The sequence below is a fragment of the Stenotrophomonas sp. LC732 genome, from assembly GCF_052446685.1.
In the GTDB taxonomy this organism is placed as follows: domain Bacteria; phylum Pseudomonadota; class Gammaproteobacteria; order Xanthomonadales; family Xanthomonadaceae; genus Stenotrophomonas; species Stenotrophomonas muris.
The window spans coordinates 4,027,251-4,047,588 of the sequence record NZ_CP199214.1; the positions used below are offsets into that span (position 1 = coordinate 4,027,251).

Below are 20,338 nucleotides of genomic sequence, written 5' to 3' on the forward strand. Positions count from 1 at the left end.
GCCGCAAGCGCTACGGGAGATTTCAAACATACGATTGAAACGCTGCAAACTTCGCCGAACTGGACAGCATCCGCCGGTTCCGCCAGACTGCCGCCCTTTCCCGTCTTCCGGATCCCATGGCGAAGCTGCTGGTCCTGCACGGCCCCAACCTCAACCTGCTCGGCACCCGCGAGCCGGAGGTCTACGGCCACACCACGCTGGCCGACATCGACCAGGCCCTGGCTGCCCAGGCATCGGCCGCCGGACACACCGTGGAACGCCTGCAGTCCAACGCCGAGCATGTGCTGGTGGACCGCGTGCAGGCTGCGCGCAGCGACGGAACCGCTTTCATCCTGATCAACCCCGCCGCCTTCACCCACACCTCGGTCGCCCTGCGCGATGCGCTGGCGGCGGTGGCGGTGCCGTTCATCGAGATCCACCTGTCCAACCCGCATACCCGTGAGCCGTTCCGCCAGCACAGCTACTTCAGTGACAAGGCAGTGGGCGTGGTATGCGGTTTCGGTGCCGACAGCTACCGCTACGCGATGGACGCGGCGCTGCTGCGCGTGCAGGCGGCCAGCGCGTGAAGATGCCGCCGCGTGTGCTTGCCGGCATCCTGCTGTGGGCCGGTCTGTGCGGCGCCAGTGTCGCTGCCGAGCGCGCGGCCGCGGGCATCGACTGCGCACAGGCAAGCGGCGGCTACGAGCGCGACATGTGCGATTCCGATCGCCTGGATGATGCCGACAGCGCATTGAACGCCGTCTACGCGCAGGCGCGTGGCGAACTGAAGGCGCAGGCAACCGATGGCAGCTGCAGCCGCTGCGCGGCGGCCGAACAGCAGCTGGTGAAGGCCCAGCGCATCTGGATCACCTTGCGCGATGCAGATTGCGAGGCGGTGTATGCCTTCAATGCAGACGGCACCTCGCGCAACCCCGCGAAGATGCAATGCCTGATCACCCAGACGCGCGACCGTACGCGGCAGCTGCGCGAGTTCTACGAACTGCTTTGAACCGAGTGCAACCGCACTCTCCACCACACTGACATCACGAGCAAAGAGGCCACCATGGATCTCCGCAAAATCAAGAAGCTGATCGACCTGCTGGAAGAGTCGAACCTGGCTGAAATCGAAATCAAGGAAGGCGAAGAGTCGGTGCGCCTGTCGCGCGCCCCGGTAGCCGGCTATGCCGCCCCGGTCGCCGCGCCGGTGTATGCCGCTCCGGCCGCCCCGGCGCCGCAGGCGATGCCGATGCAGTCGCCGACCGAAGCCTCCACCGGCGGCAGCGCCAAGCCGGGCCCGGCACTGCCGGAAGGCCACGTGCTGCGCTCGCCGATGGTCGGCACCTTCTACGCCTCGTCCGCCCCGGACAAGCCGGCCTTCGTCACCGTGGGCCAGCAGGTCAAGGAAGGCGAAACCCTGGCCATCATCGAAGCGATGAAGATGTTCAACCCGATCGAAGCCGACACCTCCGGCACCATCGTTGCCATCCTCGGCGAGAACGGCCAGCCGGTGGAATTCGACCAGCCGCTGTTCGTGATCGGCTGAGGGGCGCGCCATGCTCGACAAAGTCGTCATCGCCAACCGAGGGGAGATCGCGCTGCGCATCCTGCGCGCGTGCCATACCCTCGGCATCCGCACGGTGGCCGTGCACTCCACGGTCGACCGCAACCTCAAGCACGTGGCCATGGCCGACGAGTCGGTCTGCATCGGTCCGGCGCCGTCGCCGCAGAGCTACCTCAACATCCCGGCCCTGATCGCGGCGGCGGAAGTCACCGATGCCCAGGCCATCCACCCGGGCTACGGCTTCCTGTCGGAGAACGCCGACTTCGCCGAACGCGTGGAAGAATCCGGCTTCATCTTCATCGGCCCCAAGGCCGACACCATCCGCATGATGGGTGACAAGGTCGAAGCCATCCGCGCGATGAAGGCCGCGGGCGTACCGTGCGTGCCCGGCTCGGGCGGCCCGCTCGGCGAGGACATCGTCGCCAACACCAAGATCGCCCGCGAGATCGGTTACCCGGTCATCATCAAGGCGGCCGGCGGTGGCGGTGGTCGCGGCATGCGCGTGGTGCACGCCGAAGCGTCGCTGAAGACCTCGATCGAAACCACCAAGAGCGAGGCCAAGGCCGCGTTCGGCAATGGCGAGGTCTACATGGAGAAGTTCCTGGAGAATCCGCGCCACGTGGAAATCCAGGTGCTGGCCGATGGACAGGGCAATGCCATCCACCTCGGTGAGCGCGACTGCTCGATGCAGCGCCGCCACCAGAAGGTGGTGGAAGAGGCACCGGCGCCGGGCATCACCGCCGAGCAGCGCGAGCAGATCGGCAAGGTCTGCGTGGAAGCCTGCATCCGCATCGGCTACCGCGGCGCGGGCACGTTCGAGTTCCTGTACGAGGACGGCCGCTTCTACTTCATCGAGATGAACACCCGCATCCAGGTGGAGCATCCGGTCACCGAAATGGTCACCGGCATCGACCTGGTGGCCGAGCAGCTGAAGATCGCCGCCGGCCAGAAGCTGTCGATCAAGCAGAGCGACGTGGTGCTGACCGGCCATGCCATCGAGTGCCGCATCAACGCCGAAGACGCCGAAACCTTCGTGCCGAGCCCGGGCACCATCACCGGCTTCCATCCGCCGGGTGGCCCCGGCGTGCGCGTGGACACCCACATCTACAGTGGCTACCGCGTGCCGTCGAACTACGACTCGATGATCGGCAAGCTGATCGTGCACGGCCCGGACCGCGAAACCGCCATCGCCCGCATGCGGGTGGCACTGAGCGAAATGGTGGTCGATGGCATCAAGACCAACATCGCCCTGCAGCAGCGGATCATGCGTGACAAGGGCTTCCAGGCCGGTGGCCAGAACATCCACTACCTGGAAAAGCGCCTGGCCGAGCGCAAGAACAAGCCGATCGCATTGACCTGATCGGCGCCAGGTGCTGGACATGAAAAGGGCGGGGATCTCCCCGCCCTTTTCTGTTCCTGTAGAGCCGGGCCCATGCTCGGCTTGCCGCCAAGCACAGCCGAGCATGGGCTCGGCTCCTCAGCGAGCACGTCAGCGCTTGTCGGCCACGTCGGCCGGAATCTGCGAATGGGCCAGCGGCCGCACGCCATTGGGCGAGGTCGGATCGACGATCACCATGGTTTCGGTGGAACCATCGGGCCACACCACCTGGAAGGTGCTGCCGGCCGGCAGTGAAGCGAATGGCATGCCACTCTGCGCGCGGTAGACCGCAGCGACCTGGCTGGCACCGGCGCGGCGCACGTCTTCCTGCGCCTTCACCGTGGTCAGCTCCACCTTCGACAGATGCCGGTAGCGGTCCTCGTAGGTATCGATCATCAGCAGGCCAACCGCCCCAGCCGAGTAGGCCACGAACAGCGCCACCCAGAACCAGAACTTGGCCCCATGCAGGAATCGACGGTAATTCATCGGCCGTCCCTCTTTCCAACCAATCGCTTGATCCATTCCTTCATTTTCCCAGCACCTTGCCGCGATACCGCAGCGTCATACACGAAATCCCGGAAATCCTGCGCTCCATCCTGCGAACAGATCCCTCCGTTCGCACAAAAATTGTTGACCAGCACGCTGTCCGCTCCACAGGCCAGGCCGAGTTCACAGGCCGCAAGCCGCCATGCAAGTTCACTGAGCTGCTCGCCCGCCACCAGCCCGTCAAGCGCGCGGTCACCGGCCGCACGCACGCCCATGCCTGGCGCGATGGCCATGTAGGCCTCGGGGTCGCGCGAGGTGCGCACGCGCTCGACCAGGTCGCGGCGGTACTCGGCACTGTCATGCAAGGGCTCGCCCTCGGCGAACAGCGACGCTTCCGCGGCCAGGTTGCCCTGCGCGGCCGCCTTGCGGCGTTCGGCCAGCACCAGCGCCGCGCCCAGCTTGTCGCCCGGCACGAAACCGCCACACCGCTGTGCCACGCGCTCGCGTGCCTCGATCATCGCCGGCGCCGCAGTCAGGCCCAACCCGCTCAGTACGTTGTTGTCCAGGCGGTAGCCACCCGGATCGAGTGCGTACTGCGCGCAATAGTCATAGACGCGGCTGAGCATCCAGCGCGCCTCGTGATTGCCGTTGTCGGCCTGTGCGCGCAGGCGCTGGGCGTAGGCATACAGGTCGCTGGCGTCTTCGATGTCGGCGCGCAGGTCCAGCGGCAGGCCCGACGGCAGCGTGTTGCCGCGCTCGAAAGCCGCCAGCCGCCGCGCCAGGGCTTCCGGCACCACCGGCAGCGGCGCTCCGCCGTCACGGCTGGCCATGGCCAGCGGCAGGTCCGGCGGCGTCGACGTCGACGCCACGCCAGCAGCATGGCCGCTGGCCCGATACCCGGCCACGCCCAGCACGGCCACCGCCGGCAGCACGAGCAACCAGGTTTTCAGGGTCGGAGCGAAGGCCATCGGCGGTGGTGAGCGTTCACGGCACGCAGGAAAGCGCCGAGTTTAGCAAGGCCCGGCAGGCCTGTCTGAACTGCCCCCATTCATCTCAAAGCGGCATCTCAGGCAATACGGAGACGCCCCGATGGTCTAGCATTGCCCCCTTTCCCGCGACTGTCCCCACCGCCATGCCGTTCCTGGAACTGACCCTGCGCTGCACCGAAGCCACCCAGCCCCGCTATGAAAATGCGCTGGAGGACGTCGGCGCACTGGCCGTGACCCTGCTTGATGCCGAAGCCGACACCAGCAACGAACAGGCCATCCTCGAACCCGGCGTGGGTGAAACGCCGCTATGGGACACCCTGGTGCTGAGCGCGCTGTTCCCCGCCGACAGCAATGCGCTGCTGCTGCTGGCCGCCCTGGAATCCTTCGACCCGGAACTGGACTGGAGCAATGGCAGCTTCCGCGCGGTCGAAGACGAAGACTGGGAGCGCGCATGGCTGGACCAGTTCCAGCCGATGGATTTCGGCAGCCGCACCTGGATCGTGCCGTGGAACCATGAACTGCCGGACGCTGCACAGGCCGCCGATGCCGCCGTGGTGCGGCTGGACCCGGGCCTGGCCTTCGGCTCGGGCACCCACCCGACCACCGCCCTGTGCCTGCGCTGGCTGGACCAGCTGGCCGTGGACGGCCAGCTGCAGGGCCAGCGCGTGCTCGACTTCGGCTGCGGCTCGGGCATCCTCGCGCTCGCCGCGCTGAAGCTGGGCGCCGCCGAAGCGATCGGCGTGGACAACGACCCGCAGGCGCTGGTCGCCACCGCCGACAATGCCGAGCGCAATGGCGAGCAGGCCCGCATGCAGGTGTACCTGCCGCAGGACGAACCGGTCGCCACCTACCCGATCGTGGTCGCCAACATCCTTGCCTCGGCGCTGGATGCGCTGGCCGAGCTGCTGGCCGCACGCGTCGCCGCCGGCGGTCGCATCGCCCTGTCGGGCATCCTGCAGGGCCAGGAAGGCGAACTGCTGCAGCGTTATGCCGCGTGGTTCGACGATCTGCAGGCCACCCAGGATGGCGACTGGATGCGCATCACCGGCACGCGCCGCGCCTGATCGTGATTGAATGACCGCTGGATCCGAGCCCGCGCCCTGAGCATGTCCGAGCCGAACCCGCCGCGCCGCCCTTTGGCCACCTTCCTGCGCCCCGCGTCGGAAGGCGAGGCCGCACCTGCGACCGACGCGCGCACGCCCGACCCGTCGGCGCATGACATCCCTGCCGCGAAGTCCGGGGACCCGGTCGACGCGGCGCTGCCGCCGATGGCGGAGACGCGACAGCTCGATGACACCGTCATCCTCGACGAAGCGACCGTGATCGAACCCGTCCTTGCCGGCCCGGCCGCGCAGGCGGTGGCCGGCGATGCGCCGAGCTTCCTGGGCACTTCGCGGCCGCGCGCGCTGCCGACGCCGCGCTGGCACTGGGTGCTGGTCGCCGGGCTGGCACTGCTGCTGGTACTGCAGAGCGTGCTGGCCGATCGTGCGCGCCTGGCCGCCGACGCCGGCAACCGCACCTGGCTGGGCGCACTGTGCGGCGTGCTGCGCTGCAGCCTGCCGGCCTGGCACGAGCCGACCGCGTTCACCATGACCAGCCGCGAGATCCGCCCCCTGCCCGGCCAGGCCGGTGTGCTGCAGGTGCAGGCCAGCATCCGCAACGATGCGCGCTGGGCACAGGCCTGGCCGGACCTGCGCCTGTCACTGTCCGATGCCGATGGCCGGGTGATCGGCAGCGGCGTGTTCACGCCCGCGCAATACCTTGGCGAAAGCCCGGCCACGACCGTGCTGGAACCGGGCCAGAGTGCGCGCATCGCGTTCCGCGTGCAGGAACCCGCCGCGTCCACCGTCGCATTCACCTTCGACTTCCTCTGACCAGGGTAGAGGCGACCCGCCGTGGCAGGTCGGGCACGCTCGCGCTAGACTGGCCGCCACCACCTCGTCCGGCCGCGCGCTCCGCGCGCACGGGCCAACCGAATCGGGAACCCCCTTGAACGCTGTCCTCTCTCGTCCTGACAACAGTCGTGGCGCTCCCCGGCCACCGCTGCGTGAACACGTCGCCCAGTCCGTGCGCCGCTACCTGCGTGATCTTGATGGCTGCGACGCGGACGATGTCTACGAGATCGTGCTGCGCGAGATGGAAATCCCGCTGTTCGTGGAAGTGCTCAACCACTGCGAAGGCAACCAGAGCCGCGCCGCCGCGATGCTGGGCATCCACCGCGCCACCCTGCGCAAGAAACTGAAGGAATACGGCATCAGCGCCTGAGCGCGCGCGGGTAGTGCCGGCCGCTCGCCGGCAACCCCATGAACGATGGCAGGATGTCGCAGTTGCCGGCCAGCGGCCGGCACTACCGGTAGATCCACGCCATGCGTGGATGCAGCCCCGGCGGGATCACCCGCCGCCGCCCGCCTTCCAGTAGTACCGCACCACATGGAAGAACACCGGCGCGGCGAAGCACACCGAATCTAGCCGGTCGAGCATGCCGCCATGGCCCTCGATCATGTGGCCCCAGTCCTTGATCCCACGGTCGCGCTTGATCGCCGACATCACCAGGCCGCCCCAGAATCCCATCAGGTTGATCAGCAGCGACAGGCCGAACGCCTGCAGCGGCGTGAACGGGGTGATCCACCACAGCGCCGCCCCAAGCGCGCTGGCGCTCAGCACGCCACCCACGAAGCCCTCCACCGTCTTCGACGGCGACAGCTTCGGCGCGATCAGGTGCCGGCCCAGCAGCTTGCCCCAGATGTACTGCAACACGTCCGAGGACTGCACCACGATCACCAGGAAGGCGAACAGCAGCACGTTGCGCGAGGGGTCGTGACCGGGCACGTGCAGGTTCAGCAGCAGCGGCACGTGCGAGATGCAGAACACGCAGATCATCAACCCCCACTGCACCTTCGCGGTGCGCTCCAGGTAGTGCGTGGTATCGCCACCGATGGTCGACAGGATCGGCAGGAACAGGAACGCATAGACCGGGATCAGCAGCGTGTACATGCCGTACCAGTCGATCCACACCAGGTAGTACTGCCACGGCAGCACGATGTAGAACGCAGCCAGCAGCGCGTAGTAGTCGCCTGAACGGGTCGGCGCCAGGGTGATGAACTCGCGCAGCGCGAACAACGAAATGATCGCGAACAGCACGATCACCCCGGCGCGGCCGAAGAACAGCGCCAGCCCGACCACGATCGCCATCACCCACCATGCACGGATACGCGACACCAGGTTGGCGATCACCGCGCTGGGCTGACCGCGCTGGCGCCAGCGCAGGGTCTCGGCCACCAGCGTGGCCAGCACCAGCACCGCGCCGACGCCGGCAAACAGCAGGCCGGTCTGCTGGCCGACACTCTGCGTTGCCAGATCGCCAGATACATCCAGCACGAAACTCATGCACGACCTCCATTCGGCGCCAGGTCCAGCAGCGCCTGCCGGCTGCGGGCCAGGAATGCGGCCTTGTCCTCGTCGGCCTGCAGCCGCAGCGGCGTGCCGAAGGTGGCCGTGCACAGCAGCGGCAACGGCAGGAACCGCCCCTTCGGCATCACCCGCTTCAGGTTGTCGATCCATACCGGCACGAACTCCAGCTCCGGCCGTTGCCGCGCCAGGTGGTAGATGCCGCTCTTGAACGGCAACAGCGGTTCATCGCCGATATTGCGCGTGCCTTCCGGGAACAGGATCAGCGAGCAGTCTTCGTCCACCGCATCGCGCAGTACCTGCAACGGGTCCTGCTGGCGATGGCCGGCCTCGCGCTCGACCAGAACACCGTTGAACACCGCATCGATCAGGTAGCGACGCAGGCCATCACGCTGCCAGTACTCGGCCGCGGCCACCGGGCGCACCTGGCGCCGCAGTGCCGGTGGCATCGATGACCAGATCAGCACGAAGTCACCATGGCTGGCGTGGTTGCCGTAGTACACGCGGCGCTCGCTGGACGGCGCGCAACCGATCCACAGCGCGCGTGCGCCGGTCACCACATGGATCGCGCCACTGCAGGCGCGGGCAATCAGTTCGGCAAACATCGGTCACTCCCATTCACGTCTGCGGCCACACCACGGCCAGCACCAGCAGTGCGAACTGCACTGCGGTCAGCAGGTACTGGCGCAGCAGCAGGCGGCGCATGCCGGACCAGCGCGCATCCCAGCCACGCAGTGGCGCATCGGGCGACGCGCGGCGCAGGCCACTGTCGTGCAGCAGCTGATCGATGCGGCGTGCGGCGGCTTCGCCCTCCAGTCCTTCATCGCGCAGCAGCTGCAGCAGGCTGGCATCCAGCCCCACCCGCCACGCGTGGTAGGCCTGTGCGATGCCCGCGGCAACACTGAGCAGCAACAGGCCGGCAGCGATCATCGCCAGCCCCGGCTCGGTGCCGAGCAGCAGCAGTGCCACCAGCAACATCCCCAGCGACAGCAGCGCCGGCCAACGCCCCTGGCGCAGCAGCAGGTGCATGGTCACCAGATCGGGAACCGTGCTCATGCGCGCGCTCCTGCCGCAGCAATGATGGCATGCAGATGCGCCGCGTGCAGCACGATGCCGGGGCGTGCAGCCCGCACGATCGCCACTGCCGCGTTCGCATCGACGGCACGACCACTGCGCAGCAGCCAGGTGGCGACGCTGGCGGCACTACGCGAATAGCCCAGCGCGCAGCACGCCAGCAGCGGCCCCTGCACGCGCAGACGCTCGATGGCATCGGCCGCCTCGCGCAGCTGTTCCGGCGTGGGCACCACCAGGTCCAGCATCGGCACGCTGGCATACGCCGCGCCCGGCGCGCGGCAGGACAGTTCAGCACAGGTATCGACCACGCCGACCAGCGGTGTTGGCAACGCAGCACAGGGAATGCGTCCCAGCCACACGTCATCCATCACCGGCACCGGATGCGGCGCACGCCGCGTCCACAGCCGCGAATTGACCCAGGCTGCGCCCAGGTACGGCGCCAGCAGCCAGCGTGCCGCCATGGTCAGGCGACCATCGGCGCGCTTCTGGAACACCGCGGTACCCAGCCCGGCATAGGCCAGCGCCACCAGCAGCAGCGACACCACCGGCCACAGCAGCCACAACGCGGCGCCACGCAGAAGCACCACCGGCACCAGCAGCACAGCGGCCCCCAGCAGGTACACCCCCGCCAGGCGCCAGCGCTTGGCATCACGTGCCGTGCGCCATGCACGCAGCGGGGGCGTGCCCTGCTCCGGCCACAGCCAGACGCACAACCAGCCGGCCAGCAGGCCGGTCGGGATATCGATGAAATGATGCTGGAACGTGGTCAGCACCGATACGCCGATCAGCAGCGCCCACACATGCAGCACCCAGCGCCACACGCCGTGCAGGTACTGTGCGAACTTCACCCACAGCACGATCAGCAACACGATGTGCAGCGACGGTGCCTGGTTGAACGGCTTGTCGAAGCCCAGCAGCACATCGAACAGCCAGCCGAACACACCGCCGATCTGCGGACGCTCGAAGCTGAAGCGCAGCGGCCACAGCAGGAAGCAGCTCACGGCGATCAGCTGTGCGCTCAACAGCCGCAATGCGTGCCGGTCCAGCTCCAGCCGTTGCCGGCACAGGAAGAACGAGACCGCGTAGAACAGGTCGATCGACCAGTACGGCACGATGGTCCATGGCACGAACGGGATGCGGGTCTCCCAGCCGAACGCCATCACCGGCAGGGTAGCGTGGCGGCCGGCCATCCAGTTGGCGAAGCCATAACTGGCGAAGAAGAACGGACCCAGCAGGGCCAGCCACAACAGGGCGCGCCGCCAGGGGCGCCCCTCTGCGGCCAGTGGGGATGCGGCGAGCGTCGCCATCACGCGGTCCGGCGCGCCAGCGATACGGTGAAGATGCCGAAGTCGTCGATACGCTGCGCCACCTTCTCGAACCCGGCCAGGCGCACCAGTTCGTCCATCTCCTGCTGGGTACGGCGGCGCATCACCCACGCCGCGCCACCGCGGTGGCTGGTCAAGGCACGGGCAATGAATTCCAGCTGCGGGTGCCAGGGCTGGCCGGTATAGGCCAGGTAGCCACCCACCGGCACCGCTGCGGCAATGCCCTGCAGCGAGCGCAGCACGGCGTCGTTGTCGGGGAACAGTTCGTACAGGCCCGAGACTACCGCCAGCGTCGGCGCTGGATCGACCTTGGCCAGCTGTGCCGGGTCGAACGCATCACCCTGCTCGAAGCGCGCGATGTCGGCCGCGCCCAGGCGCTGGATCAACGCCTGGCCCTGGGTCACGTTCAGATCGCTGAAGTCGCGCAGCACGATGCGGTCGGCGCGCTGCTCGCCCTGGCCCAGTGCTTCCAGCACATAGCGGCCATGGCCGGCGGCCACGTCCAGCACCCGCACCGGCGTGCCCTGCCCGCGCAGGCGCTGTGCGGCGTCGCGCAGCAGTTCCTGCAGGTGCTGGCCACGCACGCGGATGCCACGCCAGCCGATCGCATCCAGGTAGTTGCGGTCGACCATCCGCCCCAATGGGCCCTTGCCGCGCGCCTCATTCCGGTAGATGTAGTCCAGCGTGCTACCGGAATCGAAACCGGTCTGCAGGCCCAGCGCGATGCCTTCGGACAGCGTGCCGCCGAAGCGCAGGCCGCCACGTACCACGCGCCAGCGCAGGTCGGCCAGGCTGTTGCGTTCCGGTGGCCAGGCCAGGATCTCCGACTCTTCGAAGGTCGGCCCATGGCGGTGCGCGTCGCGCCGTGACAGCTCGCGCAACGGTTCGGCGAAACGCGCCTGGATGAAGCTGCGGATGCGCGCCAGTGCCGGTGCCCGATCGCGCTCGCCCAGCGTGTCGTGGAAGAAGCCCGGCAGGTGCACCCGCTCCTTGATCGGGCTGGACAGGCGCTCATAGAAGCGATCCTGCGGGCCACGGTGCACCACGAAATCCGAGCCGGACACCAGCAGCTGCACCGGCACGCTGATCGCCTGCGCATCGGCCACGATGCGGTCGGCCGCTTCGTACAGGCCCAGCAGCACGCGCACCGAGATCGGCCGGGTGATCAGCGGATCGGTACGGTAGCTTTCCACCCGCGCCGGGTCATGGGTCAGCCACTGCGGCTTGACGTAGCTGTTGACGAAGAAGTTGCCGCGCAGCTTCTGCATCAAGGCCAGGCCCGGCCGCGCGAACGGCACGTACAGCTTCACCTTGAACGCCGGTGAAGCCATCACCAGCGCACGCAGGCGTGGCGCGTAATCGTGCACCCAGGTCGCGGCGACCACCGCCCCTACGCTCTGCGCGATCACCACGATGTCTTCCACCGCAATGCCGTGCTCGGCGCCGATGTGGGCGATGAAGCTGTCCAGGTCGCGCACCAGCGCCGGGAAGCCCGGTGCATCGCCACGCGCACCCGGCGAACGGCCATTGCCGCGCGCATCCCAGGCGAAGAAGGCGGTGTCGGGCAGGTCCAGCTCATCGACCAGGTGGGTGACGCGCCCGGAGTGCTCGTGGCCGCGGTGCAGCAGCACGATGGCCTGGGTGGCCGGGGTTGCGGTGGTGCCCGCCCAGTACCGGTAGAACAGCGGTACCTGGTCGAAGCTGTGGAATTCCCGTTCCTGCGCCTGACGCATGCAATCTCCTGATTGTCTTTTTGTATCTGCTTGATTAATTCGACGAAACCGCCGTTTCCCGCAGTCCGCGACGGACGCGGTTGATCATGGTCAGCATGCACAGCACCGCCATGGCCGCAGCCACGCCAGTGACCGTCATCGCGCCAACCCACTCAAACGCCAGCAGCAGACCCAGCACGCCGACGACGAAGGCGCGGTCACTCTTGCCCATCGGGCCGTCATAGCGGCGGCTGGCACCGACCATCAGCCCCAGCACCCCGGCGTACTCGCTCAGCGACGCCGTCCAGGCCACCAGCCACAGCACTTCCGGGCGCACGCCCGGCACGCTGAGCAGGCTCAGGTACAGCGCCGCGTCGGCGATCACATCGCACAGCTCGTTCAGATAGGCGCCCAGCCGCGACTGCTGGCCGAACTCGCGGGCCAACATGCCGTCCACGGCGTTGAGCGCCATGCGCAGCAGCATCCACAGCGGCAGCAGCAGGTACAGCAGGGGCTGGGCCGGCGCGCAGCACCAGACGGCGGCAGCGACCAGCAGCGAGACCACGGCCGCGGTCACGGTCACCGCATTGGCGGTGATCCCCATGCGGTACAGACCGCGTACGGCCGGACGCAACAGGTCCTGAAAACGTCCTTTCAATGCATAGATCGACACGATCCGAACCCGCTGATCCTTGGCAGTTCCGGCACAGCCTACCCGATTGGAGCAGCGCGCCCCATCGAATTGCTTGCGGACCGCCCCCGGCCAGGCTGTGCTGAAGGCGGCCACAGGCCGTGGGTGCGGGTCGATTTTCCCCGCCGGCGCCCGCCACCGGCCCCCACCGCCTACAATATCGGCCCCGCTCCGCTGCCGATTCTGTCCCATGACTGCTGATCTGTTGCCCGTCCGCCGGGCCCTCCTCTCCGTTTCCGACAAGACCGGCCTGGTCGAGCTGGCCACTGCGCTGGCGGCACGCGGCGTGGAGCTGTTGTCCACCGGCGGCACCGCCAAGGCGATCCGCGATGCGGGCCTGGCCGTGAAGGACGTGGCCGAGGTCACCGGCTTCCCGGAAATGATGGACGGCCGGGTCAAGACCCTGCACCCGATGGTGCACGGCGGCCTGCTGGGCCGCTCCGGCCTGGATGACGCAGTGATGGCCGAGCACGGTATCGGTGCCATCGACCTGCTGGTGCTGAACCTGTACCCGTTCGAATCGGTCACCGCCCAGGCCGACTGCACCCTGGCCGACGCGGTCGAGAACATCGACATCGGCGGCCCGGCCATGCTGCGCTCGGCTGCCAAGAACTTCGCCCGCGTGGCGGTGGCCACCGATCCGTCGCAGTACGCCGAGCTGCTGGCCTCGCTGGAGGCCAACAACGGCCAGCTGACGGCGGCCACCCGCTTCGCATTCTCGGTGGCCGCGTTCAACCGCGTCGCCCAGTACGATGCGGCGATCAGCAACTACCTGTCGGCGGTCACCGCCACTGACGCCGCCGTGCCGGCCCGTGCCGAGTACCCGGCGCAGATGAACTCCACCTTCGTGAAGGTGATGGACCTGCGCTATGGCGAGAACCCGCACCAGAGCGGCGCGTTCTACCGCGACCTGTACCCGGTGCCGGGCACGCTGGCCACCTTCCAGCAGCTGCAGGGCAAGGAGCTGAGCTACAACAACCTGGCCGACGCCGATGCGGCGTGGGAATGCGTGCGCCAGTTCGATGCGCCGGCCTGCGTCATCGTCAAGCACGCCAACCCGTGCGGCGTGGCCGTCGGCGCCGGCAACGGCGATGCCTACGAGCTGGCCTACGCCACCGACCCGACCAGCGCCTTCGGCGGCATCATCGCCTTCAACAAGCCGCTGGATGCCGCCACCGCCAAGGTGATCCTCGACCGCCAGTTCGTCGAAGTGCTGATCGCCCCGGACTACGAGCCGGCCGCGCTGGAGTACGCGCAGAAGAAGGCCAACGTGCGCGTACTGCGCATCCCGCACGGCGACGGCCTGAACAACTTCGACAGCAAGCGCGTCGGCTCGGGCCTGCTGCTGCAGTCCTCGGACAACCGCGGCATGACCCGCGACGAACTGAAGGTGGTCAGCAGGCTGGCGCCGACCGACAAGCAGTTCACCGATCTGCTGTTCGCCTGGAACGTGGCCAAGTTCGTGAAGTCCAACGCGATCGTCTATGCCAAGGACAACCGCACCATCGGTGTCGGTGCCGGCCAGATGAGCCGCGTGTACTCGGCCCGCATCGCCGGCATCAAGGCCGCCGATGCGAACCTGGTGGTCGAGGGCTCGGTGATGGCCTCCGACGCCTTCTTCCCGTTCCGCGATGGCATCGATGCCGCTGCAGCCGCCGGCATCAAGGCGGTCATCCAGCCGGGCGGTTCGATGCGCGATGCCGAAGTGATCGCCGCCGCCGACGAACATGGCCTGGCCATGGTGTTCACCGGCGTGCGCCACTTCCGCCACTGATCCGCATCACCAAGCCGGGCCCTGCCCGGCTTTTCTCTTCCGTACCCGAGAACCCTGTCCCATGAAGATCCTCGTCATCGGCTCTGGCGGCCGCGAACACGCCCTGGCATGGAAGCTGGCCCAGTCCTCCCGTGTCACCGAAGTGATCGTGGCGCCCGGCAACGCCGGTACCGCCAGCGAAGACACGTGCCGCAACGTGGCAGTCAAGGTCACCGATATCGACGGCCTGCTGGCGCTGGCCCAGGCCGAAGGCGTAGCGCTGACCGTGGTCGGCCCGGAAGTACCGCTGGTGGCCGGCGTGGTCGACCGCTTCCGCGCCGCCGGCCTGCGCATCTTCGGGCCAACCGCCGCCGCCGCGCAGCTGGAAGGCAGCAAGGCCTACGCCAAGGACTTCCTGGCCCGCCACAACATCCCCACCGCGTTCTACGCCGTGCACAGCGAGGTGGACGCCGCGCTGGCGTATGTGCGCGAGAAGGGCGCACCGATCGTGGTCAAGGCCGACGGCCTGGCCGCCGGCAAGGGCGTGATCGTGGCGATGAGCCTGACCGAGGCCGAGGACGCGGTGCGTGACATGCTGTCCGGCAACGCGTTTGGCGATGCCGGTGCGCGCGTGGTCATCGAGGAATTCCTCGACGGTGAGGAAGCCAGCTTCATTTCGATGGTGGACGGCGTGCATGCGCTGCCGATGGCCACCTCGCAGGACCACAAGCGCGTCGGCGACGGCGACACCGGCCCGAATACCGGCGGCATGGGCGCCTATTCGCCGGCCCCGGTGGTGACGCCGGAGGTGCATGCACGGGTGATGCGCGAGGTGGTGAACCCCACCGTGCAGGGCATGATCGCCGACGGCATCCCGTTCACCGGTTTCCTCTACGCCGGCCTGATGATCGATGCCAGCGGCGCACCGAAGGTGATCGAATTCAACGTGCGCTTTGGCGACCCGGAAACCCAGCCAGTGATGCTGCGCCTGCAGTCGGACCTGGTCGAGCTGGTGGAAGCGGCTATCGATGGCCGCCTGGATGAGGTCGAAGCGCAGTGGGACGCGCGCCCGTCGCTGGGCGTGGTGCTGGCGGCCAGGCCGTACCCGGAAGCGCCGATCACCGGTGACGTGATTTCCGGCCTGGACGACGTGCCGACCAGTGCCAAGGTGTTCCATGCCGGTACGGCATTGGATGCGCAGGGCCACGTGGTCAGTGCGGGCGGTCGCGTGCTGTGCGTGGCCGCACTGGGCGACAGCGTGCGCGACGCGCAGGCCAATGCCTATGCCGGCGTGGCCAAGGTGAGCTGGGCCAACGCGTTCCACCGCAACGACATTGGTTGGCGCGCGATCGCACGCGAGGGGTGAGGCACCCCCCCGCTTCCATGCATGGCGCGGATTGAATACCACAGTAAAGCAAAGGCCCGGCATTGCCGGGCCTTTGCTTTACAGGACTGCTTCGAGACCCTTCCGATCAATCAGGTTCAAAAGCTTCAGCGACGGCCCGCTCGGCTTCTTCCCGCCCTGTTCCCAGCTACGGACCGTCGAAACGCTGGTGTTGAGCACACCTGCGAACACCGGCTGGCTAAGTTCCAACGACGTGCGAAGTGCACGGATCTGGGCGCTACTGTATTCGGGCACAGGCCTCAGACAAAGCGCCTCGTACATGCTCATGCGCCGCTTGTCGATGAAGCCGCTGGCGTAAAGGCCCGCCGCGCCTTCATGCACCGCATCGAGGATCGCACTCTTTGCACGTCCATGTTCAACCGTCTTTGTCATGGCAAATCTCCTGCAGTTCTCCGCAGATAACTGCCCTGTCCAACTGTTCAGGGCTCATTCTCAAGAACTCAGACGCATACAGCTGAAGGGCGTCCCGTTCCGCACTACTGATGGTCGCGCGCGCGTTCTTCTCGTAGCAGAAGAAAAAGAACCAGTAGCGCCCCACCTTAGTTGCGACAATAACGCGGGCGCTACCGCGCTTTCCGCGGCCCGGCAGCGCAACCCGCTTTTTGAGAAGGCCGCCCCCTATATCTGCATCAATCAGTCCTTGACGCATTTCCACCGCCGCGCGGCACAAGGCTCTATCGGTCAGTGAAGAACGTCGTGTACTGCGGTTGAAGCTTCGAGTGCGGAAGACACGTGACATGATCATACCGTGCCACCGAGTGGTACGGCGTGAAAATCAGCGTCCAGCGCATGCTCCGGTCGGCGCAGCTGCCGCCCTGGCGTCAGGATTGATCCATGCCATGCGTGGATGCGCTCCAGAAACAAAAAGGCCCGGCATCTCCGCCGGGCCCTTCTTCAATCCAACGCCACCCCGCTTACGCGGTGAACAGCGCCTTCATCTTCTTCAGCGCGTTCGCTTCAACCTGGCGGATGCGCTCGGCCGACACGCCGTACTCGTCGGCCAGTTCCTGCAGCGTCACCTTGCTGTCCGCGTCCAGCCAGCGGCGGCGGATGATGTCGCGCGAGCGGGCATCCAGTTCCGCCAGGCCTTCGCGCAGCAGCTGCATCTGGTTGTCTTCGCTGTCCTCGCGCTCGTAGGCCATCGACGGGTCTTCGTCATCGGCAACCAGGAACGCAGCCGGCGACGGCGGCGCGTGCTCGTTGTCCTCGTCGGTCGGCGCGTCGAACCCGATATCGCGGCCCGACAGGCGCGACTCCATTTCCATGACCTCGCGCTCGGACACGTTCAGGTCCTTGGCCACCGCGCTCACCTCAGCCGCGTTCATCCAGCCCAGGCGCGTCTTCGACTTGCGCAGGTTGAAGAACAGCTTGCGCTGCGCCTTGGTGGTAGCGACCTTCACGATGCGCCAGTTCTTCAGGATGAACTCGTGCATCTCGGCACGGATCCAGTGCACCGCGAAGGAGACCAGGCGCACGCCCATGTCCGGGTCGAAGCGCTTGACCGCCTTCATCAGGCCGATGTTGCCTTCCTGGATCAGGTCGCCCAGGGCAAGGCCGTAGCCGTTGTAGCCGCGGGCCACGTGCACCACGAAGCGCAGGTGCGAATGCACCAGCTCGCGGGCAGCGTCCAGATCGTTGCCGTCGCGGAAGCGACGGGCCAGGTCCTGTTCGTCATCGACCGACAGCACCGGGATCTGGTGCACGGCACCGATGTAGGCGTCCAGCGAACCGAGCGCACTGGGAATCGGGAGATTGTTTGCCACAAGGGCAGTAGAGGTGTTCTGGCTCATAGGCACCCATCTTAGCAGTCCGGGATTTGGACTGCTAAAGGAGGAAAAAGTTCCAGCATCCCATTGATGCAACACTGGTCCCAAACAGAGCCCTACCGTAGCGCGATTTGATGACAGTGGCGAGCATGCTTTTCGGGATTCACAATCCCTTGGAATTCAAGCAATTACCTGCCGTAAAGCGGCCGATTCCGGTCAAGCGGAGCTGAACGGGCCGTTCTGAAGGCCCATTCAGGCCCGGGAACGTTGCCCGGTGTTCAGGCCCAGCGGCCCGCCGGCCCTCAGAGTGCCGAGCGCGGCGGCAGCGACCAGTCGATCGGGGCTTGGCCGCGGCGCTGCAGGTACTCGTTGGCCATCGAGAAATGACGACAGCCGAGGAAGCCCCGATGGGCCGAAAGCGGCGACGGATGCGGCGACTTCAGCACGCGATGGCGGCGGGTGTCGATCACCTTGCCCTTCTGCTGCGCATAGGCGCCCCAGAGCATGAACACCAGCCCTTCGCGCTCGCGGTTGAGCACATCCACCACGTGGTCGGTGAAGCCTTCCCAGCCACGACCCTGGTGCGCACCGGCCTTGCCCTCTTCCACCGTCAGTACCGCATTGAGCAGCAGCACGCCACGCTGCGCCCACGGAATCAGGCAACCGTGGTCCGGACGCGGGATACCGAGATCGCTCTCGATCTCCTTGTAGATGTTCAGCAGCGACGGCGGCACCGGCACGCCCGGCGGCACCGAGAAACTCAGGCCATGTGCCTGGCCGCGACCGTGGTACGGGTCCTGCCCGAGGATCACCACCTTCACCTGCTCGAACGGCGTGGCGTCGAACGCGGCGAAGATCTGCGGGCCGGGCGGGAACACCGCCGCGCCACTGGCCTTGCGCTGGCGCAGGAAGCTGGACAGCTCGCGCATCTGCGGCTGCAACAGGTAATCGCCGACGTGCTGCTTCCAGCTCGGTTCCAGCTGGATCGTCGGGGTGTCGGCTACTTCATCCATCATCGCAACAGAGGTCCATCGTTCAATCGGGCCAGCCTCAGCTGGAACAGCACCTTGGTGACCAGCAGCCGTTCTTCGATCGGCTTGAGCACCAGGTCGTTGGCACCGGACTGCAGCAGCCCGGTCTGGTTGTGCGGGTTGCCATCGCCGGTCATCACCAGCACCGGCAGGCGGCGCTTGCCGTAGCCGAAATCCACGCGCACGCGCTGCACCACGTCGCGACCGCTCAGTTCGCCCTTCAGGGTGACGTCGGTCAGCACCAGGTCGATGCGGTGGCGACTGCGGCCCAGCGACTCGGCGGTGAGCAGGGTGAACGCTTCTTCGGCGCTGACCACGTGCAGCACGTTCAACTGCTGGCGTTCCAGCATGCGCTTGGTGGCCTCGGCCACCACGCGGCTGTCCTCGATATAGAGGATGGTGGCACCGGGGATGGTCTGCGGCTGCACGTAGCCGCGGATGAAGGTCGCCAGTGCTTCATGGCCGAGCGATTTGTCGAAATAGTCGGTGACGTACTCGGTGAAGCGGCGCTGCTCCAGGTGCTGCTGGGCATCGCCGGAGACCACGATCACCGGCACATAGGCCTGGCCGGCCGCTTCGCGCACCATCCGCGCCAGCGCCAGGCCGTCGCCATCGCGCAGGGTCAGCGAGGTCGTCACCAGGTCCACCGGCCCCTGTGCCAGCGCCTGCTGTGCGTCCTCGATGCTGTTGCAGCCGATCACCTCCACGCCCGGCAGGTCACGCTGCAGGACGTCGGCGATCAGCTTGCGCACCAGCTTCGAGCCATCGACCACCATCACCCGCGTCGCGGGCCCTTCAAGGTGTTTCAGCGCTTGCGGTTGCATGCCGGTCTCAGGTGTCGGTCGGGCGGGTCTGGCGGAGGAAGTGGCCGGTGACCAGCCAGGCGCCCAGCCAACCCAGCAGCAGCGTGCCGAGCAGGACCAGGCCGCCGTGCAGCAGGTCCAGGCCGTGCAGTACGAACGGGCTGCCGTAGCTGCGCGAGAGTTCGGCCAGCGGCATGCGCAGGGCGGCACCCGCAGCGCCGATCAGGGCCAGCGCCACCGCGCCGGCGCCCAGGCCGTACCACGCGCCCAGGTACAGGAACGGGCGGCGGATGAAGCCATCGCTGGCGCCGAGCAGCTGCAGCACGCCGATCTCTTCGCGGCGGGCCTGGATGTCCAGGCGCACCGTGTTGCCGACCACCAGCGCGGCACCTGCGCCGAGCAGGACCGACAGCACCTGCACCAGCCGCGCACCGAAGGCAAGCCAGGCATCCAGTCGCTGGCGCCACAGCGCATCGTGCTGCACCAGATCGGCCTCGGGCAGGCTTTCCAGCGCGCGCGCCAGGCGTGCGTCGTCCTTGCCCTGGCCGGGAGTGATCACCAGCAGCGAAGGCAGCGGATTGTCGTTGAGTGCGTCGATCGCCTCACCCAGGCCGGCATCGCGCAGTTCCTGCAGGCCCTGCTCGGGCGTGCGCACGTTCACCTCGGCCACGTCGTCGCGGTCGCGCAGCTGGCCGGCCAGGCGCAGCGCGCCGGGTGCATCGACGTTGCCCTTCAGGAACACGTTGATGTCGCGCGACTGCTGCACGCTGCCGGCGAACTGCTTGAGGTTGTCCAGCGCGATCGACAGGCCCAGCGGCAGCGCCAGCGCCAGCGCCATGACCATCACCGTCAGCAGGGTCGCCCATGGCTTGCGGCAGGCGCGGCCCAGGCTGAACACCACGCTGTGCACGTGGTGCTGGAACCAGACGCCCACGCGCGAGGGGGCGGCGACTTCGCTGTTTTCGTTCTTCGCCATC

23 protein-coding genes are annotated in these 20,338 nt (G+C 67.4%); 9 read left to right on the forward strand and 14 right to left on the reverse strand.

Going from position 1 to position 20,338, the window contains the following annotated elements; translation table 11 throughout:
- The first annotated feature begins 116 nt into the window (after nucleotides 1–116).
- From aroQ to accC, 4 genes are read left to right on the forward strand one after another with little or no spacing between them, the layout of a single operon-like run.
- Nucleotides 117–566, forward strand: a complete 450-nt coding sequence (gene aroQ, locus ACT6SE_RS19020) for a type II 3-dehydroquinate dehydratase (RefSeq protein ID WP_032959080.1) — start codon at nucleotides 117–119, stop codon at nucleotides 564–566.
- Nucleotides 563–988: a lysozyme inhibitor LprI family protein gene (locus tag ACT6SE_RS19025; RefSeq protein WP_032959079.1), complete on the forward strand. Its 426-nt coding sequence runs from the start codon at nucleotides 563–565 to the stop codon at nucleotides 986–988. The genes aroQ and ACT6SE_RS19025 overlap by 4 nt, the downstream gene beginning before the upstream one ends.
- A gap of 54 nt (nucleotides 989–1,042) precedes the next feature.
- Nucleotides 1,043–1,522 carry an acetyl-CoA carboxylase biotin carboxyl carrier protein gene (gene accB / locus ACT6SE_RS19030; RefSeq protein WP_005419696.1) on the forward strand — a complete coding sequence of 160 codons (480 nt, stop codon included), beginning with the start codon at nucleotides 1,043–1,045 and terminating at the stop codon, nucleotides 1,520–1,522.
- Nucleotides 1,523–1,532: 10 nt separating this feature from the next.
- Nucleotides 1,533–2,900 carry an acetyl-CoA carboxylase biotin carboxylase subunit gene (gene accC / locus ACT6SE_RS19035; protein WP_014648613.1) on the forward strand — a complete coding sequence of 456 codons (1,368 nt, stop codon included), beginning with the start codon at nucleotides 1,533–1,535 and terminating at the stop codon, nucleotides 2,898–2,900.
- 129 nt (nucleotides 2,901–3,029) lie between these two features.
- Here accC and ACT6SE_RS19040 read toward each other — a convergent pair whose 3' ends face one another.
- Together ACT6SE_RS19040 and ACT6SE_RS19045 are read right to left on the reverse strand one after the other, a co-directional pair.
- Complete coding sequence (locus ACT6SE_RS19040) at nucleotides 3,030–3,404, reverse strand: hypothetical protein (protein WP_032959077.1); 375 nt, start codon at nucleotides 3,402–3,404, stop codon at nucleotides 3,030–3,032.
- Nucleotides 3,401–4,372 (reverse strand): hypothetical protein, encoded by a 972-nt coding sequence (locus ACT6SE_RS19045; RefSeq protein WP_049420826.1) that lies wholly within the window; start codon nucleotides 4,370–4,372, stop codon nucleotides 3,401–3,403. Before ACT6SE_RS19045 ends, ACT6SE_RS19040 begins: the two co-directional genes overlap by 4 nt.
- A 164-nt stretch (nucleotides 4,373–4,536) precedes the next feature.
- Between ACT6SE_RS19045 and prmA the strand changes: the two genes are divergently transcribed.
- From prmA to fis, 3 genes are all read left to right on the forward strand, one after another.
- Nucleotides 4,537–5,457 carry a 50S ribosomal protein L11 methyltransferase gene (gene prmA / locus ACT6SE_RS19050; protein WP_014648616.1) on the forward strand — a complete coding sequence of 307 codons (921 nt, stop codon included), beginning with the start codon at nucleotides 4,537–4,539 and terminating at the stop codon, nucleotides 5,455–5,457.
- Between the two features lie 42 nt (nucleotides 5,458–5,499).
- Nucleotides 5,500–6,267, forward strand: a complete 768-nt coding sequence (locus tag ACT6SE_RS19055; RefSeq protein WP_032959075.1) for a DUF3426 domain-containing protein — start codon at nucleotides 5,500–5,502, stop codon at nucleotides 6,265–6,267.
- Nucleotides 6,268–6,382: 115 nt separating this feature from the next.
- Nucleotides 6,383–6,658: a DNA-binding transcriptional regulator Fis gene (gene fis, locus ACT6SE_RS19060; protein ID WP_005419706.1), complete on the forward strand. Its 276-nt coding sequence runs from the start codon at nucleotides 6,383–6,385 to the stop codon at nucleotides 6,656–6,658.
- A gap of 126 nt (nucleotides 6,659–6,784) precedes the next feature.
- On the opposite strand, the gene ACT6SE_RS19065 is transcribed toward fis, so the two are convergent.
- From ACT6SE_RS19065 to ACT6SE_RS19090, 6 genes are read right to left on the reverse strand one after another with little or no spacing between them, the layout of a single operon-like run.
- Nucleotides 6,785–7,780 carry a phosphatidate cytidylyltransferase gene (locus ACT6SE_RS19065; RefSeq protein WP_014648618.1) on the reverse strand — a complete coding sequence of 332 codons (996 nt, stop codon included), beginning with the start codon at nucleotides 7,778–7,780 and terminating at the stop codon, nucleotides 6,785–6,787.
- Nucleotides 7,777–8,406 (reverse strand): lysophospholipid acyltransferase family protein, encoded by a 630-nt coding sequence (locus ACT6SE_RS19070; RefSeq protein ID WP_014648619.1) that lies wholly within the window; start codon nucleotides 8,404–8,406, stop codon nucleotides 7,777–7,779. The genes ACT6SE_RS19065 and ACT6SE_RS19070 overlap by 4 nt, the downstream gene beginning before the upstream one ends.
- A gap of 13 nt (nucleotides 8,407–8,419) precedes the next feature.
- Nucleotides 8,420–8,857 carry a hypothetical protein gene (locus ACT6SE_RS19075; RefSeq protein WP_014648620.1) on the reverse strand — a complete coding sequence of 146 codons (438 nt, stop codon included), beginning with the start codon at nucleotides 8,855–8,857 and terminating at the stop codon, nucleotides 8,420–8,422.
- Nucleotides 8,854–10,158: a phosphatase PAP2/dual specificity phosphatase family protein gene (locus tag ACT6SE_RS19080; protein ID WP_172412192.1), complete on the reverse strand. Its 1,305-nt coding sequence runs from the start codon at nucleotides 10,156–10,158 to the stop codon at nucleotides 8,854–8,856. The genes ACT6SE_RS19075 and ACT6SE_RS19080 overlap by 4 nt, the downstream gene beginning before the upstream one ends.
- 23 nt (nucleotides 10,159–10,181) lie before the next feature.
- Nucleotides 10,182–11,933 (reverse strand): bifunctional alpha/beta hydrolase/class I SAM-dependent methyltransferase, encoded by a 1,752-nt coding sequence (locus tag ACT6SE_RS19085; protein ID WP_046429855.1) that lies wholly within the window; start codon nucleotides 11,931–11,933, stop codon nucleotides 10,182–10,184.
- Nucleotides 11,934–11,967: 34 nt separating this feature from the next.
- Nucleotides 11,968–12,585: a CDP-alcohol phosphatidyltransferase family protein gene (locus ACT6SE_RS19090; protein WP_049420825.1), complete on the reverse strand. Its 618-nt coding sequence runs from the start codon at nucleotides 12,583–12,585 to the stop codon at nucleotides 11,968–11,970.
- A 208-nt stretch (nucleotides 12,586–12,793) separates the two neighbouring features.
- Here ACT6SE_RS19090 and purH point away from each other — a divergent pair, with 208 nt between their 5' ends.
- Nucleotides 12,794–14,377, forward strand: coding sequence for a bifunctional phosphoribosylaminoimidazolecarboxamide formyltransferase/IMP cyclohydrolase (gene purH, locus ACT6SE_RS19095; RefSeq protein ID WP_046429857.1), 1,584 nt, complete (start codon nucleotides 12,794–12,796; stop codon nucleotides 14,375–14,377).
- Nucleotides 14,378–14,438: 61 nt separating this feature from the next.
- Complete coding sequence (gene purD / locus ACT6SE_RS19100) at nucleotides 14,439–15,722, forward strand: phosphoribosylamine--glycine ligase (RefSeq protein ID WP_046429858.1); 1,284 nt, start codon at nucleotides 14,439–14,441, stop codon at nucleotides 15,720–15,722.
- 78 nt (nucleotides 15,723–15,800) lie between these two features.
- On the opposite strand, the gene ACT6SE_RS19105 is transcribed toward purD, so the two are convergent.
- The 6 genes from ACT6SE_RS19105 to ftsX all read right to left on the reverse strand — a co-directional run bounded on the left by ACT6SE_RS19105 (nucleotide 15,801) and on the right by ftsX (nucleotide 20,337).
- On the reverse strand, nucleotides 15,801–16,133 hold the full coding sequence (locus ACT6SE_RS19105; RefSeq protein WP_014648626.1) for a helix-turn-helix domain-containing protein: 333 nt from the start codon (nucleotides 16,131–16,133) through the stop codon (nucleotides 15,801–15,803).
- A complete protein-coding gene (locus ACT6SE_RS19110) occupies nucleotides 16,117–16,506 on the reverse strand; it encodes a type II toxin-antitoxin system RelE/ParE family toxin (RefSeq protein ID WP_080342729.1) in 390 nt (129 codons plus the stop codon). Before ACT6SE_RS19110 ends, ACT6SE_RS19105 begins: the two co-directional genes overlap by 17 nt.
- Before the next feature lie 169 nt (nucleotides 16,507–16,675).
- On the reverse strand, nucleotides 16,676–17,551 hold the full coding sequence (rpoH, locus tag ACT6SE_RS19115; protein ID WP_005411269.1) for an RNA polymerase sigma factor RpoH: 876 nt from the start codon (nucleotides 17,549–17,551) through the stop codon (nucleotides 16,676–16,678).
- 278 nt (nucleotides 17,552–17,829) lie between these two features.
- The gene (gene ung, locus ACT6SE_RS19120; protein WP_005419723.1) at nucleotides 17,830–18,543 is read right to left on the reverse strand and encodes a uracil-DNA glycosylase; all 714 of its coding nucleotides are present in this window, start codon (nucleotides 18,541–18,543) and stop codon (nucleotides 17,830–17,832) included.
- Nucleotides 18,540–19,382: a response regulator gene (locus ACT6SE_RS19125; RefSeq protein WP_014648628.1), complete on the reverse strand. Its 843-nt coding sequence runs from the start codon at nucleotides 19,380–19,382 to the stop codon at nucleotides 18,540–18,542. Before ACT6SE_RS19125 ends, ung begins: the two co-directional genes overlap by 4 nt.
- 7 nt (nucleotides 19,383–19,389) lie before the next feature.
- A complete protein-coding gene (gene ftsX / locus ACT6SE_RS19130; protein ID WP_046429859.1) occupies nucleotides 19,390–20,337 on the reverse strand; it encodes a permease-like cell division protein FtsX in 948 nt (315 codons plus the stop codon).
- Nucleotide 20,338: the final 1 nt, after the last annotated feature.